Raw genomic sequence first — 14,121 nt, 5'->3', positions numbered from 1 at the left:
AGCCGTCCGATATACACAGGACCTGAAAAAGAGAGGGACCGCGCAGCCACTGCACGGTCCCTCTTGTCTTGCCGGGGGTGTCCTGCCGGGGGTTGTCCGGCCCCGATGAGCCTGCGAGCTGAGCGGCAGGTCTTTCGGACAAAAAGAAGAACCCCGGCCATGTGACCGGGGTTCTTCTTTATCTATGTGCGCGAGGGGGGATTTGAACCCCCACGCCCTTTCGGACACTGGCACCTGAAGCCAGCGCGTCTGCCGTTCCGCCACTCGCGCATAAATGGTTTCCCGTGGAGAACTTGTTTGGATAACCTCAGCGGTCCTGCCTGACCATGTACTGCGGTGATCCGTTCCGTTTCCTCGGGAACAGCAGAATCAAGCATACCGGCATTTGGGCCAAACACCTAAACGGCTCATAAACCCGCTCGAAACCCGCGGCTTTACAGGGAAAACCGGCCTGCATCCGTGGCCCCGCCGGGGCCTCCCTGCTCCGCCTTCCCGCCGCAGATCGGCATCCTGCGGCGCGGGGGACGCTCGGGGCCGCGGTAAGACATTTATCTGTGCTCACCAGTAGTATCGGAGTGGACGCATGTACCTGTGCCCTGCCGGAAGCAGTCCTCCACCAGTCCCGGCGGGCATTTCCGCCCGCACCGCGGTGCCGGGGGCAGATGCAGCGGACGCCGCAATTCATCGGACAGGACACGGAAGGAGACGGACATGGGCTTACTCGACAATGTCGAACGCGGAATCGAAAAGATCGTCCGCGGTGCTTTCTCATCCGGTTCGTCCGGCCGTGTTGAACCCCTGGAACTTGCCATCGCACTCCGCAGGGAACTCGACCAGCGATCCATGGTCCTGGGCCAGGGCCGTACCCTGGCACCAAATGTCTTTACGGTGCGGCTTTCCAATTCAGACTTCACCCAGGCGCAGAAGTGGGGCGCGCCGCTGGCTGAAGAACTCTGCGACGTCGTCATCAAGCACGCCCGCAGCCAGTCCTACACACTCCAGGGCCCGGTCCGGGTCTCGTTCACCCGGGATTCGTCCCTTAAAGCAGGGGTACTCGAAGTGGATTCGTCCACCGAGAAGGCCTCTTCGGCACAGTCCCGGGTCCCCTCTCCCCCGGCGCCGCGGCAGGGACCGTCGGCCCGGATGCAGCCCGTCCTGGATGTAGACGGCCAGCGTTACACCCTCAACGCGCCGTCCGTGGTCCTGGGACGCTCCTCAGAAGCCGACATCCTCGTGGACGACACAGGAGTTTCCCGCCGTCACCTGGAGATCCGCACCGAGAACGGGGCCAGCCGCGCCATCGATCTGGGCTCCACCAACGGCAGCTTCGTCAACGGCCAGAAAGTTCAAGGTGAAGCAGTGCTTACCGACGGATCCACCATTGCCATGGGGCGCACCCGAATTGTCTTTCGGCTGCTGCCCGTCCGGACCGGGGGACGTTAGTGCTCAGCGAATTAACCGAAACACTCCTGCGCTACGGCTTCCTGATCCTGCTGTGGATCATGGTCATCAGCGTGGTAGGCGCCATCCGGCGCGACCTCACCGTCGGCAGCCGTAACCGGACCGGAACCCCCACGGCGCGCCAGATCCGTAAGGACCCGACCCTTGAAAAGCGGGCACCGGCGCCCAGCAAGGTGACGCCCCGCGAACTGGTCGTCACGGAAGGCCCGCTGCGCGGCACCACTCTGGAGCTGTCCGCCAGCCCCATCCTCCTCGGCCGCGCGCAGGAAGCAACGCTCGTCCTGGAAGACGATTACGCCTCCGGCCGCCATGCCCGGCTCTTCCCCCAGGGCAGCCGCTGGTTCGTTGAGGACCTCGGCTCCACCAACGGAACCTACCTTGGCGGAAGCCAACTCACCCGGGCGCTGCCCGTCGAACCCGGTGTACCCATCCGCATCGGTAAGACGGTCATTGAATTGAGGCCCTGACGGTGGCCCTGGTTCTTCGATATGCAGCACGGTCCGATGTCGGCATGGTTCGTTTCAAGAATGACGATTCCGCCTACGTAGGCCGATACCTCGCCGTGGTTGCCGACGGCATGGGCGGACATGCCGGGGGCAACGTCGCCTCCGCCTCCACCGTGCTCGATCTGGTCCATCTGGACAGTGCTGTCTACGAGGACGAACCCCTGACGGTCCTTGCCGATGAAATCCAGGCGGCAAATTCGCTTCTGTCCGAACTGGTGACCACCAGCCCGCAGCTCTCCGGCATGGGAACCACAGTCACGGCACTGCTGCTGCACGAGCAGCGCCTGGCGCTGGCGCACATCGGTGATTCCCGTGCCTACCGGCTCAAAGACGGCCGGTTCGAGCAGATCAGCATTGACCACACCTTCGTGCAGCGGCTGATCGACGAAGGCCGGCTGCGGCCCGAAGAGGCTGAAGTACACCCGCACAAGAACGTGCTGATGCGTGTCCTTGGAGACGTCGACGCCAGCCCGGAACTGGATCTGGCTACCTTCGACGTGGAGCCGGGGGAACGCTGGCTGCTCTGTTCCGACGGGCTTACGGCGGTTCTGCGGGACACCGACATTGAGGGAGTCCTCAGCTCCACCCAGGACCTGCAGGAATGCGTGGACACCCTGGTTGAGCTGACCCTGGCCGGCGGTTCTCCGGACAATGTCACGGTGGCGGTCATCGAAATCACCGAGGATCCCGACGCCGGCTCCGCACCCGCCACTGCGCGGCTCTCCGAACTGCCCTCCCGCGACCACGGCCCCCGCGCCTCAGCAGTGACCGCCGCGGCACCGCCCGCGCTGGAAGATGCACCCGAGGCAGAGGCCGCCCCCGCCTCCGAAGACCCCGAGAGCGAGCGGGAACGCGCGGCCCTGATCCGCCAGGATCTCTCCTCCCGCCCCCACGTATTGGTTGGTGCTGCCTCGCTGGCTACCGAAACCGGCGAGATCCCCATCGTCACCAAGCGGTCGGCGGAACGCCGGGCTGCCCGCATGCTGACCCACAAGGCGGGAACCGAGCAGCCGCAGCAGGACGGGGATTCGCCCCGTGCCGGCTGGAAGCGCTGGCTGCTGCCCGCCTTCCTGACCGTCGTCGCCCTCCTGCTGGTCGTCGTGGTGTGGCTGGGCTACACCTGGACACAGACCCGCTACTACGTGGGGTCCTATGACAACCGGGTTGCAATCTACAACGGTGTCTCCCAGACGGTTGGGCCTATCCAGCTCTCTCACGTCACCGATATTTCCGATATTCCGGTGGACAGCCTCTCCGAGTATCACCGCAACCGGGTGGAGGACACCCTTCCGGCCCGGGACCTGGAGCATGCCGGGGAAATTGTCAGCGAGCTGCGCGACACTGCCAAGGCAGTGCTGTGCCCTCCGGCCGACACCCCTTCCCCGACCGCAGCACCTACGCCGGGTGCGACGTCTGCGCCGGGAACCGAACAGAACAATGCCTGCGGAGGTGAGCGGTAGTGTCGGACATCCAGACCGTGCCTAAGCCGCGCCGCAACATCGAAGCGCTCCTGCTCCTCGTTGCCCTGCTGGTAGGGGTCGGCGCGAACATGATTGTCGGCCTTGACGAGGACCGCGCCTTCGATTCGGACTTCTGGGTCCAGGGTGGCACCCTGATGGCCCTGGTAATCGTCTTCCACCTCGTGCTGCGCTTCCGCGCCAAGTATGCCGATCCGGTAATACTTCCGATCGTCACGGCGCTCAACGGCATCGGGCTGGCCATGATCCACCGGTTGGACATCACCAACGGCGACGATGCGGCGGACCGGCAGCTCCTGTGGAGCACCGTAGCCGTGGCGGCCGGAATCGCCGTGCTGTTCATCATCAAGGACCACCGGATCCTGCGCCGCTACACCTACATCTCCCTGATAGTCAGCGCCATCCTCCTGCTGCTTCCGCTGATGCCGGGTCTGGGGCAGGAAATCAACGGCGCGCGAATCTGGATCAACGTGGGCATCGGGACTTTCCAGCCCGGTGAAATCGCCAAGATCACCCTGGCCATATTCTTCGCCGGGTATCTATCCACCAACCGTGACCTCATTCTGCTCGCCGGCAGGAAAGTGGGGCCGCTGCAGTTCCCGCGTATGCAGGACATGGGCCCCATGGTCGTTGCCTGGCTCGTCAGCATCGGCGTCCTGGTGTTCCAGCGGGACCTTGGCTCGTCCATCCTCTTCTTCGGCCTGTTCATGGCCATGATCTACGTCGCCACCAGCCGCGTGAGCTGGGTGCTGATCGGCTTGGGCCTGCTGGCAGCGGGCGGATTCGTCGCCCTCCAGCTGTTCAGCCACCTGCAGCGGCGCATCCACGGCTGGCTGAACGCTTTCGATCCGGAGGTCTACAACGGGGTCGGCGGCAGCTACCAGGTGGTACAGGGCCTCTTCGGCCTGGCCAGCGGCGGGCTTGTCGGCACCGGCCTGGGACAGGGCCGTCCGGATCTGGTGACCTTCGCGAACAGCGATATGATTATTGCCGCCCTCGGCGAGGAACTGGGCCTGATCGGCATCTTTGCGATTGTCCTGATGTACGTCCTGCTGGTGTCCCGCGGCTTCCGCGCTGCCCTGGGCACCAGGGATGGTTTCGGCAAGCTCCTGGCATGCGGATTGTCGTTCATCATCGCCCTGCAGTGCTTCGTGGTGATCGGCGGCGTGACGCGGCTGATCCCGTTGACCGGCCTGACCACCCCGTTCATGTCCGCAGGCGGATCGTCGCTGCTGGCCAACTGGATCATCGTGGCGCTCCTGCTCATGATCTCCGATGCTGCCCGCAGGCCCACGCCTACCGGTCCGCTGTCCACCGACATGGTTCCGGCCATGTCCGAATCCCGGTCCGGCGCTTCCGCACGTACCCGGCGTTCCACTAAGGAAGGAGACGAATGAACCAGGCCATCCGTAACAGCTGGGTAGTGGCCCTGGCAATGTTCGTGCTCATTCTCGGTTCGCTGACGTATGTGCAGTTTTTTGCCGCCGACAAACTCAACACCAACCCGAACAACAACCGGGGCATTTACCGCGACTTCGGGGAACCCCGCGGCTCCATCCTGGTCGATGGCAAGGCCATCGCCGAGTCCGTCCCCTCGAACGACGAGTTCAATTACCAGCGGGTCTACAACAGCCCCGAGCTGTATTCGCACCTGACAGGGTTCTTCAACCTGAACGGGACCACCCAGCTGGAAATGAATATGAATGCCGAGTTGTCCGGCAACAGCTCCCAGCAGTTCTACGACAAGCTGGTCTCCCTCTTCTCCGGTGCCCAGAGCCAGGGCGCATCCGTGGAACTGACGATCGATCCGGAGCTGCAGCAGCTGGCCTACGACCTCATTCCGGACGGACAGCGTGGAACCATTGTGATGATGGATCCCAAGACCGGTGACATCCTTGCCATGGTGTCCAAGCCCAGCTACGACACCAATCTCCTGGCCGGGCATGACACCGCACTGCTCGGAGCCAATATGGATGCACTGACGTCCACGCCGGGACTGTCTCCCTACCTGAACCCGGCCACCCAGTCGCTGCTGGCTCCCGGATCCGTCTTCAAGCTCATCGACACGGCGGCGGCGCTGGAGTCCGGCAAGTATGACGCCGACTCGGTGATTCCGAATCCGCCCGAGCTGCCGCTGCCCGGAACCAACATCTCGCTCCCGAACTTCACCACGGGCGCCTGTTCTGCCCGGTCCGAGGCGGATTTCGCCTTTGCTCTTGCGTGGTCCTGCAATACGGTCTTCGCGCAGGTGGCGCTGGACCTCGGGCAGGACAATATTGCGGCGCAGGCCAAGAAGTTCGGTTTCGACACCCCGTTGGCCATCCCCAACGAGGTCGTGGCGAGCCACTTCCCCGACAACGAGGACGAGGCCCAGCTGGCCCTCGCCTCCATCGGCCAGGGCAGCGTGACCGCCACCCCGCTGGAAGTCGCCATGATTTCCGCGGCGATCGCGAACAACGGCGTACAGATGACCCCCAACCTGATCCGCAGCGTCCGCGCTCCTGATCTGTCCGTGATTGACGAACCGAAACCCACTGAACTGAACACTTCCATCAGCCCCGACACAGCCCGCCAGCTCACCGAGTGGATGGTCGGCGTCGTAGACAACGGCTCGGCCAAGTCCGCCCAGGTTCCTGGCTTCCAGGTGGCCGGCAAGACCGGCACGGCCCAGGTTGACGGCCGGGGAGACAATGCCTGGTTCACCGGTTTCGCTCCGGCCGACGATCCCCAGGTCGCCATTTCCGTTGTTATGGAAGACGTGGACCTGGCCACCGGTGCCCAATTGACCACTCCAAGCGCGCAGAAACTCCTAGAGGCGGTGTTGAACAAGTGAGGCCTACATCGGGTATCACCTTAGGCGGCAGATTCCAGCTGACCGACCGTATTGCCATTGGCGGTATGGGCGAGGTCTGGAAGGCACGGGACTTGGTCCTGGGCCGCATTGTTGCCATCAAGATCCTCAAGGAGGAGTACACCGGGGACCCGGGATTCCTTAACCGTTTCCGGGCGGAGGCCCGGCACACGGCGCTGCTGAACCATCCCGGGATCGCCAACGTCTTTGACTACGGCGAAGAGGACGGTTCCGCCTATCTGGTCATGGAACTCGTTCCCGGACAGCCGCTGTCCACCATCATCGAGCGCGACAAGGTGCTCTCCCCGGACCGGACCCTGTCCATCATCGGGCAGGTCGCCACGGCGCTGGCCGTAGCGCACAACCAGGGCCTGGTGCACCGGGACGTGAAGCCGGGCAACCTGCTCATCATGCCCGACGGCAAGGTCAAGATCACCGACTTCGGCATTGCCCGCCTTGCCGACCAGGTACCGCTGACCGCCACCGGACAGGTCATGGGCACGGCCCAGTACCTGGCTCCGGAACAGGCAACGGGACAGCAGGCTACGGGTTCCAGCGACATCTACGCGCTTGGTGTCATTGGCTACGAGCTGCTTGCCGGCCGCCGTCCGTTCTCCGGTGAATCCCAGATTGCGATTGCCCTGGCGCAGGTCAACGACACGCCTCCGCCGCTGCCTGAGACCATTCCGGAACCGGTCCGCGCCCTGATCATGTCCATGCTGGCCAAGGATCCGGCGGACCGCCCCGCGGACGCCGAGTCGCTGGCCCTGGCCGTTGCCGCCATCCGCCGCGGGGACATCAATGCCGCGCAGGAGGCCGTCCCGGGCATGCTGCTCTTCGGCTCCTCCGCCAGTGCGGTTACTGCCCCGGTCCCCACCACCGGCACTTCGGTTACCCGCGTGGTGGACACCGCGCCGTCGACGTCGGCCCTGCCCACGGTCGCCGGCGCCACCGTGGCCGCAGATGACGCCCGCACGGGTGAACTCGCTGCGTCCCGTGAGTGGACTGACGAAGACGATGTCGATTACGACGACGGCGGGCCGGGGGATGCTGCGGAGGAAAAGCGCCGGAGCCCCTGGACGATTCCGCTGATTGCCCTGCTCCTGCTGATCCTGGCCGGCGTCGTAGCTTTCTTCATCCTCACGGGCTCCGAAAGTGACGAAGATCCGGCCCCGGCCGCGAGTTCGTCGGCTGCCAGCCCGTCCCGCAGCCCCTCCCCTTCCAAGACCCCGTCAGAGACGCCCAGCGAAACTCCGACCCCGTCGGCGACACCTTCGCAGACCCCTTCAGCCACCCCCAGCGATGAGACAATCGTGCTCGACTCGGCAAATTATGCGGGTCGGCCGGTCAATGACGTCTACTCCGAATTGATATCGCTCGGATTCCAGGTCCAGCGGCTGCCGGTCTCTGATGCCAACATTGCGGAAGGGACTGTGATCGAGGTTAACCCGTCGGGTTCCCTGGAGCGCGGAGATGCAGTGACCATCACGTACTCCTCGGGTCCGGAAATGGTTTCGGTCCCTGCCCTGACAGGACAGCGGGAAGCCGATGCCCGTCAGCTCATCGTCAATGCCGGTCTGGTTCCGGTCAACGGCGGCACCCAGCAGTCCGATGCAGCACCGGGCACGGTTGTGGGAGTCAATCCTGGTGAGGGAACCACCCTGCCGAGCGGATCTTCCGTCACGTACTACATTGCCGAGGCCGCCCAGGCCCCTGTCCCCTCGCCGACGGGTAATAACGGCAACTCCGGAAATAACGGCAATAACGGCAACGGGAACAACGGGAACGCCGGCAACAACGGCAACAGCAATGGCACCGGGGCCGGCTCCGAGCTGAGCCAGCCCGGCGGCGCCAGCATGACCGGCCCTACAGGCAGTAACTAAGAGACCATGAGCGCAGAATTCCTTCGAGGGCAGCCCACCCTCAACACCGATAACGTCCTGAACGGGCGCTACGAGGTAGGTGAACTCATTGGACGCGGCGGAATGGCCGACGTCTACCTTGGGCGTGACATCCGGCTGGGCCGGACCGTGGCCATCAAGGTACTGCGCCCCGATCTGGCCCGGGATCCGCTGTTCCAGTCCCGTTTCCGCCGCGAGGCCCGGGCCGTCGCCGGATTGAATCATCCCTCCGTAGTGTCCGTATACGACACCGGGGACCAGGAGTCAACCTCCCCGCGCGACGACGTGCGGCTGCCGTACATCGTGATGGAGTATGTTCCGGGCCGGACACTTCGCGATTTGATCAAGGCGGAGGGACTCAGCATCGGGGAGGCCATTGACTATTCCCTCGGTGTCCTCGCTGCACTGGATTACAGCCACCGCTCGGGGATTGTCCACCGGGATATCAAGCCGGCCAATGTCATGGTGACGGCCGACGGCGGGGTGAAGGTCATGGACTTCGGCATCGCGCGCGCCATGGCGGATTCAGCCGCTACCATGACCCAGACACAGGCCGTGGTCGGCACAGCGCAGTACCTCTCGCCCGAGCAGGCCAGAGGTGAAACCGTGGACGCCCGCAGCGATCTTTACTCCGCTGCCTGCCTGCTCTTCGAACTGCTCACGGGCAGGCCTCCGTTCATCGGTGATAGCCCCGTCTCCGTCGCCTACCAGCACGTGCGTGAACAGCCCGTCACCGCCAGCAGCCTGAACCCCGAGGTTCCGGCAGCCCTGGACGAGGTTTTGAAACGCGGGTTGGCCAAGGACCGCGACCACCGCTACCAGACGGCCCGGGAATTCCGCGAAGCCCTGCTTTCGGCGCGCGACGGCGGCCCCGTCACCGCTGCCACGCAGGCGATCCCCGTGCGCGGTCCGGCGGCACCGGCCACTACTGCCGTCACCGTTTCCGCTGAAGACGAGCCCCGCACCCGGGCCATGGCCAAGGTCCTCGCCGGGGGTTCGCTCCTGACGGATGATGATCATCCCCGGGAGGACGAGGACAGCTCAGTTCTGGCCATCGGGTCCACCGGTGACCGCGACCCCCAGCAAAAGGCGCGGCGGAGGGCCTGGATCACGGTCTTCAGCATTCTGCTTGTCCTGGTCCTCGCCGTCGGCGGATTTGTCGGGTGGAACATTCTCACCGCCGAACCTCCCGCCCCCGTTACCGCGACCGTTCCCGAGGTTGAGGGGAAATCCCAGACCGAGGCGATGAACGAGATCATCGGTGCCGGCTTCCAGCCGCCCCGCATCAGCGAGGAATACAGCGACAGCGTGGCCGAGGACCTGGCCGTCCGCACCAGCCCGGCGGGCGGGGCGGATGTCGCCAAGGACGAGGCCATCACGCTCTACGTCTCGCAGGGACCATCCGCCGTGACCATTCCCCAGGACCTGGTCGGAATGACCGAGTCCGGCGCCCGGGATGAGCTTCGCGGGCTCGGGCTCAAGGGCGGGGCCACGACCGAGGCCAACAGCTCCACCATGGAGCGGGGACGCGTGCTCGCCACCGATCCCGCTATCGGCGAGACCGTCCCCACGCGCAGCGAAGTGGTCATCGTGGTCTCCACCGGGCTGGTAACCGTTCCCAATCTCGTAGATTCTCCGGTTGACCAGGCTCAAGCAACACTGGTCGATCCCTCATTGCTTCTGACGCCCAAGGTAACATATGTCGAAACCTCGGACGCCGTGCCGGGGACGGTCATCCTGCAGAGCCTCCCGTTCGGCACCAATGTGGCCCCGGGAAGTACCGTGATTCTGACGGTTGCCAAGGCACCGGCTCCGGAGCCGACACCCCAGCCGACGTCCTCGCCGTCGCCGTCGCCGTCCAGCCCGTCGGCCACCCCGCCGGGACGGCGCTAGGCAGTCAGCGTCCGCGGAACGCCGCTGGCCGCCTGCTGCGGGGTGCCTAACTGCTGATGAGCGGGCTGAGCGTGGCGGCATGGGCCGCCGCTCCTGCCAGACCAGCTGATTCCAGCCAGTTTCCCAGCATCTGGTAGCCGCCCTCGGTGAGGACGGATTCCGGGTGGAACTGCACTCCGGACAGCGGTGCCGCCGCGTGCCGCAGCCCCATGATGATGCCGCTTGCGGTCCGTGCCGTGACTCGCAGCTCAGCGGGAATGCTGTCGGTAACAGCTGCCAGCGAATGGTAGCGGGTGGCCGTGAGCGGGCTGGGCAGCCCCGCAAACACATCCTCACCGCCGTGTTCCACGAGCGAGGTCTTCCCGTGCATCAGTTCGGGTGCGTGCGTGACCGTGCCGCCGAAGGCCTCTGCCAGTGCCTGGTGGCCAAGGCAGATACCCAGCATGGGGGTGGCGGTGGCTCCGCACCAGCGGATCAGGTCCACGGATACCCCCGCCTCACCCGGTGTCCCCGGACCCGGAGATACCAGCACTCCGTCATGGCGCGCGGCCAGTTCCACAGCCTCCTCGACGCTCAGGTCGTCGTTGCGGATGACCGTGGTCTGGGCGCCGAGTTCCTGAAGGTAGCCCACCAGCGTATAGACAAAGCTGTCGTAGTTATCGACCACCAGGATCCGGGTGCTCATGGTGCTAGGAACCGCCAATCGTTGAATCCGTCAAAGAAGGAAGAAAGCTGGTCTCGGCAAGCCAGGGGAAAACATACTCCATCAGGGCCAGCACTGCTGCGGCAATCAACACCGCGGAGAGAAGGACCCGGAACCACAACGGACCGGGAAGGTGCCGGAACAACCATCCGTACATTTTAGCGACCTCCGGAGGCATTGGCGGCAACGGCGTCGGCGATTGCCGGCGGCGGACCAGCGGACAAGGGCTGCCAGGAGTCCATCAGGGCATAGGCAATAATGCGTTCCTGCGACCCGAAGCGCGGATTGCAGCTGGTAAGGGTGAGGAACCGCTCGCTGGGGACCGCTGCGGGCTCCGTGGGGACGGCCGCGAGTACATCAACCCGGTCCGGCAGCACTATCTGCGTATTGCGGTAGACGTAGTCGTAGTACCCGTCAGCGGTCTGCACATAGATATGGTCGCCGGGTACCAGGGTGTGGATGGGATCCAGTGCCTTGCCGTGGGTCTGCCGGTGGCCGGCTACCGCGAAGTTCCCCACGGCACCGGGCATGGCGGTTGCGGGGTAGTGCCCCAGCCCGAGGGTATCCAGCACCGCCGTTCCCACGCCGCTGGTCACCGGTGTGGAATACCCCTCGCCGAAGCGGGGCACGTAGACAACGGCGAACGTCGTCCCTTCCGCACTCATCGGTTCCATCACCACCGGTTCCCCGTAGTCCCGGGGCGAAGCTGCCGGGGCCGGTGCTGCCGGCAGGTCAAAGTCCTCAAACAACACGTCAATGGCTTCCTGCTGTGCCTGGTTTGACTCGAGGTTGGTCCACCAGAGCTGCCATGCAACAAACAGGGCAAGGATAATCCCGAGTGTTATCAGCAGCTCACCGACAACCTGGACCACCATCCTCCCTTTCCCTGCCGGACGGCGGGAGGAGGTACGGCGCCCGCGGCGGCGCTGCATGGTGGTGACGGGTGGCTCAGCCAATGCTCTCCTTATGGCGGTGCCGGTATTTCGCGGCGTCAGGGAACCGGCGCCAGCTTGGCCGGGGAATTCGCTAGGATAATCAGAATAGGGATGACCCTAACAGGTCTGTGCGGTGAAGGAGACTTCTCCTGCGGGCCGCGGTTGTCCCCGACCATGACTACAACCACCGGCGTCTGCAGAGCCGGTTCCGCTAGGAGGATCCGTGCCTGAGTCCAAGTCCCGCAAGAAGGCTTCCCGCCCTGCCCCGGCCAAAACCGTGTCCGCTCCCAAGGAAAACCCCGTTTGGTACAAACCGGTGATGTTCGGCCTGATGATTCTGGGCCTGCTGTGGATCATTACGTACTACATCACCCAGGGCCAGTACCCTGTGCCGTCTTTCGGTGCCAGTAACATCCTGGTGGGCTTCGGCATCGCGATTGTGGGCTTCCTGATGACAACGCGCTGGCGCTGACACACCCGCATACAGGGCAGGCTTCCCCGTGCCGTCTTCGGCACCGGGAAGCCTTTTTTGTGCCCCCGGGAGCCGCTATCCCCGTATTTTCCTGTTGTTCACAGGTTGTGCACGGAGTTATCCACAGGTGTGGGTAACTCTGTGGGTTACTTCTCGAACTTCCTTGCAAATAAAGGGAAGCAGGTTATCCACAGCTGTGGAATTACATGTGTGTAAGTCTTCCCAGCCTATGGATAACCCTGTGGATCGGGCTCCGGATCCGGAAACTACAACCATGTAGGTTATTAACACTGTGGGTATCCCTGTGGATAACTATGCAGCGCTGTGGGCGCCGTTAAACGCCTGTGCCCGCTGCAGGGAAGCAGCGGGCACAGTTTCTTCGGGAAGGGCCGGTTACCCCGGGATGATCCGTACGGGGGCCTGCCAGAGCACCGCCGCCGCGACAAGCAGCAGCACAATCCCCGCCAGTCCGGCGAACTGGATGGCCGTTCGGTGCCTGCTCCTCGGGGTATACGCCAGAATGGCTGCACAGGCCGCGCCGGTCAGCAGACCGCCTACGTGGGCCTGCCAGGCGATTCCGGGCACTACGAACCCCAGAACCAGGTTCACCGCCAGCAGGATCAGCAGGGACCGCAGTTCCCCGCGCCGCTGCCGGATCACGACGAACAGTGCACCAAAGAGGCCGAAGACAGCGCCGGAGGCCCCCACCACAGCTGTGACGGGCTCTCCGAGGTACATCACGCCCACGGAGCCCCCCACTGCGGAAATCAGATAGAGCAGGGCGAAGCGGGCGCGGCCGAACAGGGGTTCCAGGCTGCTGCCCAGGAACCAGAGGGCATAGAGGTTGAAGGCAATGTGAATGGGGCTGCCCTGGGAATGCAGGAACGCCGAGGTGAGCATCCGCCAAGGCTGGGAGTCCGTCAGTACGGGGGCGTAAAAGAAGGTGCGCGTGAATTCCGGCAGCAGCAGCTGAATGACGTAGGCGACGGCACAGACAGCCATGATCGTGATGGTAACCACGGGTTTTCCATCGCCGGCGACGCGGCCTCCAAAGGAGGTGCGGTAGGTCGGCTGGTCCTTGCGCTGCTGGTTGAAGCAATCAATGCACTGCACACCCACGGCGGCATTCTTCTGGCATTCGGGGCAGGCCGGGCGCCCGCAGCGCTGGCAGCGGATGTAGCTGACCCGGTCCGGATGGCGGGGACACACGGGAACCTGCGAATCCGGCACCTCGGCCGGCACTCCATATGACATTGCTGGAACTCCCGGATTGGAGAAAGGCCCCGGCCGGAGAATCCGGCCGGGGCACCTTCGAGCAGACTAGAGCTGCTCGACGGTAATGCTGTTGATGACCACGTCTTCGGTCGGCTTGTCGCGGCCGTCGGTGGAAACAGCGTTGAGCTGATCAACCAGTGCACGCGATTCGTCGTCGGCAACCTCACCGAAGATGGTGTGCTTGCCCTGCAGCCACGTGGTGGGCACGGAGGTGATGAAGAACTGCGAGCCGTTGGTGCCGCGGCCCATCTGCACGCCTGCGTTGGCCATGGCCAGCTTGTACGGGGCGGAGAAGTCGAGATCAGGGTTGATCTCGTCGTCGAACTGGTAACCCGGTCCGCCGGTGCCGCGGCCCAGGGGATCGCCGCCCTGGATCATGAAGTCCTTGATGATGCGGTGGAAGATCGTTCCGTCGTAGAGCGGGCGGTTGGTCTTTTCGCCCGTCGCCGGATCGGTCCACTCGATCTCGCCGGTAGCCAGGCCGACGAAGTTCTTGACCGTCTTGGGGGCGTGGTTTCCGAAGAGGTTGACACTGATGTCGCCCATGGAAGTGTGGATGGTTGCTTTTGCTGTAGGAATAGCAGTCATAAGCCCATTGTTCCACGGCACTTCTGCGTGCGGGCGGAAACGGCCTTGTTCAGCGCAC

The 14,121-nt window shown here is 64.3% G+C and carries 12 protein-coding genes and 1 tRNA gene; 8 read left to right on the top strand and 5 right to left on the bottom strand.

The genetic code is table 11. The features are described 5' to 3' along the window. Positions 1–187 precede the first annotated feature (187 nt). Positions 188–270 (bottom strand) — tRNA-Leu (locus NNX37_RS05695). Between the two features lie 441 nt (positions 271–711). Between NNX37_RS05695 and NNX37_RS05690 the strand changes: the two genes are divergently transcribed. From NNX37_RS05690 to pknB, 7 genes are read left to right on the top strand one after another with little or no spacing between them, the layout of a single operon-like run. Further along, positions 712–1,443 (top strand): FhaA domain-containing protein, encoded by a 732-nt coding sequence (locus NNX37_RS05690; RefSeq protein ID WP_255791331.1) that lies wholly within the window; start codon positions 712–714, stop codon positions 1,441–1,443. After that, positions 1,443–1,928, top strand: coding sequence for an FHA domain-containing protein FhaB/FipA (locus NNX37_RS05685; RefSeq protein WP_455423608.1), 486 nt, complete (start codon positions 1,443–1,445; stop codon positions 1,926–1,928). Before NNX37_RS05690 ends, NNX37_RS05685 begins: the two co-directional genes overlap by 1 nt. Before the next feature lie 44 nt (positions 1,929–1,972). Next, positions 1,973–3,427 (top strand): PP2C family protein-serine/threonine phosphatase, encoded by a 1,455-nt coding sequence (locus NNX37_RS05680; RefSeq protein WP_255791330.1) that lies wholly within the window; start codon positions 1,973–1,975, stop codon positions 3,425–3,427. Continuing rightward, on the top strand, positions 3,427–4,842 hold the full coding sequence (locus NNX37_RS05675) for an FtsW/RodA/SpoVE family cell cycle protein (RefSeq protein ID WP_255791329.1): 1,416 nt from the start codon (positions 3,427–3,429) through the stop codon (positions 4,840–4,842). Before NNX37_RS05680 ends, NNX37_RS05675 begins: the two co-directional genes overlap by 1 nt. Further along, a complete protein-coding gene (locus NNX37_RS05670; RefSeq protein WP_255791328.1) occupies positions 4,839–6,278 on the top strand; it encodes a peptidoglycan D,D-transpeptidase FtsI family protein in 1,440 nt (479 codons plus the stop codon). The genes NNX37_RS05675 and NNX37_RS05670 overlap by 4 nt, the downstream gene beginning before the upstream one ends. Beyond that, positions 6,275–8,179, top strand: coding sequence for a protein kinase domain-containing protein (locus tag NNX37_RS05665; RefSeq protein ID WP_255791327.1), 1,905 nt, complete (start codon positions 6,275–6,277; stop codon positions 8,177–8,179). The genes NNX37_RS05670 and NNX37_RS05665 overlap by 4 nt, the downstream gene beginning before the upstream one ends. A 6-nt stretch (positions 8,180–8,185) precedes the next feature. Then, positions 8,186–10,090: a Stk1 family PASTA domain-containing Ser/Thr kinase gene (gene pknB / locus NNX37_RS05660; protein WP_255791326.1), complete on the top strand. Its 1,905-nt coding sequence runs from the start codon at positions 8,186–8,188 to the stop codon at positions 10,088–10,090. 46 nt (positions 10,091–10,136) lie between these two features. Here pknB and NNX37_RS05655 read toward each other — a convergent pair whose 3' ends face one another. Both NNX37_RS05655 and NNX37_RS05650 read right to left on the bottom strand, forming a co-directional pair. Beyond that, positions 10,137–10,775, bottom strand: coding sequence for an aminodeoxychorismate/anthranilate synthase component II (locus NNX37_RS05655; protein ID WP_255791325.1), 639 nt, complete (start codon positions 10,773–10,775; stop codon positions 10,137–10,139). Between the two features lie 176 nt (positions 10,776–10,951). Next, the gene (locus tag NNX37_RS05650) at positions 10,952–11,725 is read right to left on the bottom strand and encodes a class E sortase (protein ID WP_407079929.1); all 774 of its coding nucleotides are present in this window, start codon (positions 11,723–11,725) and stop codon (positions 10,952–10,954) included. Positions 11,726–11,951: 226 nt separating this feature from the next. On the opposite strand from NNX37_RS05650, the gene NNX37_RS05645 reads away from it, so the two are divergent. Further along, on the top strand, positions 11,952–12,200 hold the full coding sequence (locus NNX37_RS05645) for a cell division protein CrgA (protein ID WP_255791324.1): 249 nt from the start codon (positions 11,952–11,954) through the stop codon (positions 12,198–12,200). Between the two features lie 393 nt (positions 12,201–12,593). On the opposite strand, the gene NNX37_RS05640 is transcribed toward NNX37_RS05645, so the two are convergent. Next, positions 12,594–13,454 carry a rhomboid family intramembrane serine protease gene (locus tag NNX37_RS05640; protein WP_255791323.1) on the bottom strand — a complete coding sequence of 287 codons (861 nt, stop codon included), beginning with the start codon at positions 13,452–13,454 and terminating at the stop codon, positions 12,594–12,596. Between the two features lie 66 nt (positions 13,455–13,520). Beyond that, positions 13,521–14,063, bottom strand: coding sequence for a peptidylprolyl isomerase (locus NNX37_RS05635; protein WP_255791322.1), 543 nt, complete (start codon positions 14,061–14,063; stop codon positions 13,521–13,523). Positions 14,064–14,121: the final 58 nt, after the last annotated feature.

Source organism: Arthrobacter zhaoxinii, assembly GCF_024385505.1.
In the GTDB taxonomy this organism is placed as follows: Bacteria; Actinomycetota; Actinomycetes; order Actinomycetales; family Micrococcaceae; genus Arthrobacter_B; species Arthrobacter_B zhaoxinii.
This window is presented reverse-complemented; position numbering and strand designations above follow the sequence as displayed.

Excerpts from the sequence above, each read along its gene's own strand:
- NNX37_RS05655 (WP_255791325.1), bottom strand. The coding sequence starts at position 10,775 with ATGAGCACCCGGATCCTGGTGGTCGATAACTACGACAGCTTTGTCTAT.
- NNX37_RS05680 (WP_255791330.1), top strand. The coding sequence starts at position 1,973 with ATGGTTCGTTTCAAGAATGACGATTCCGCCTACGTAGGCCGATACCTC.
- NNX37_RS05635 (WP_255791322.1), bottom strand. The coding sequence starts at position 14,063 with ATGACTGCTATTCCTACAGCAAAAGCAACCATCCACACTTCCATGGGC.
- NNX37_RS05690 (WP_255791331.1), top strand. The coding sequence starts at position 712 with ATGGGCTTACTCGACAATGTCGAACGCGGAATCGAAAAGATCGTCCGC.
- NNX37_RS05640 (WP_255791323.1), bottom strand. The coding sequence starts at position 13,454 with ATGTCATATGGAGTGCCGGCCGAGGTGCCGGATTCGCAGGTTCCCGTG.
- NNX37_RS05670 (WP_255791328.1), top strand. The coding sequence starts at position 4,839 with ATGAACCAGGCCATCCGTAACAGCTGGGTAGTGGCCCTGGCAATGTTC.
- NNX37_RS05650 (WP_407079929.1), bottom strand. The coding sequence starts at position 11,725 with ATGCAGCGCCGCCGCGGGCGCCGTACCTCCTCCCGCCGTCCGGCAGGG.
- pknB (WP_255791326.1), top strand. The coding sequence starts at position 8,186 with ATGAGCGCAGAATTCCTTCGAGGGCAGCCCACCCTCAACACCGATAAC.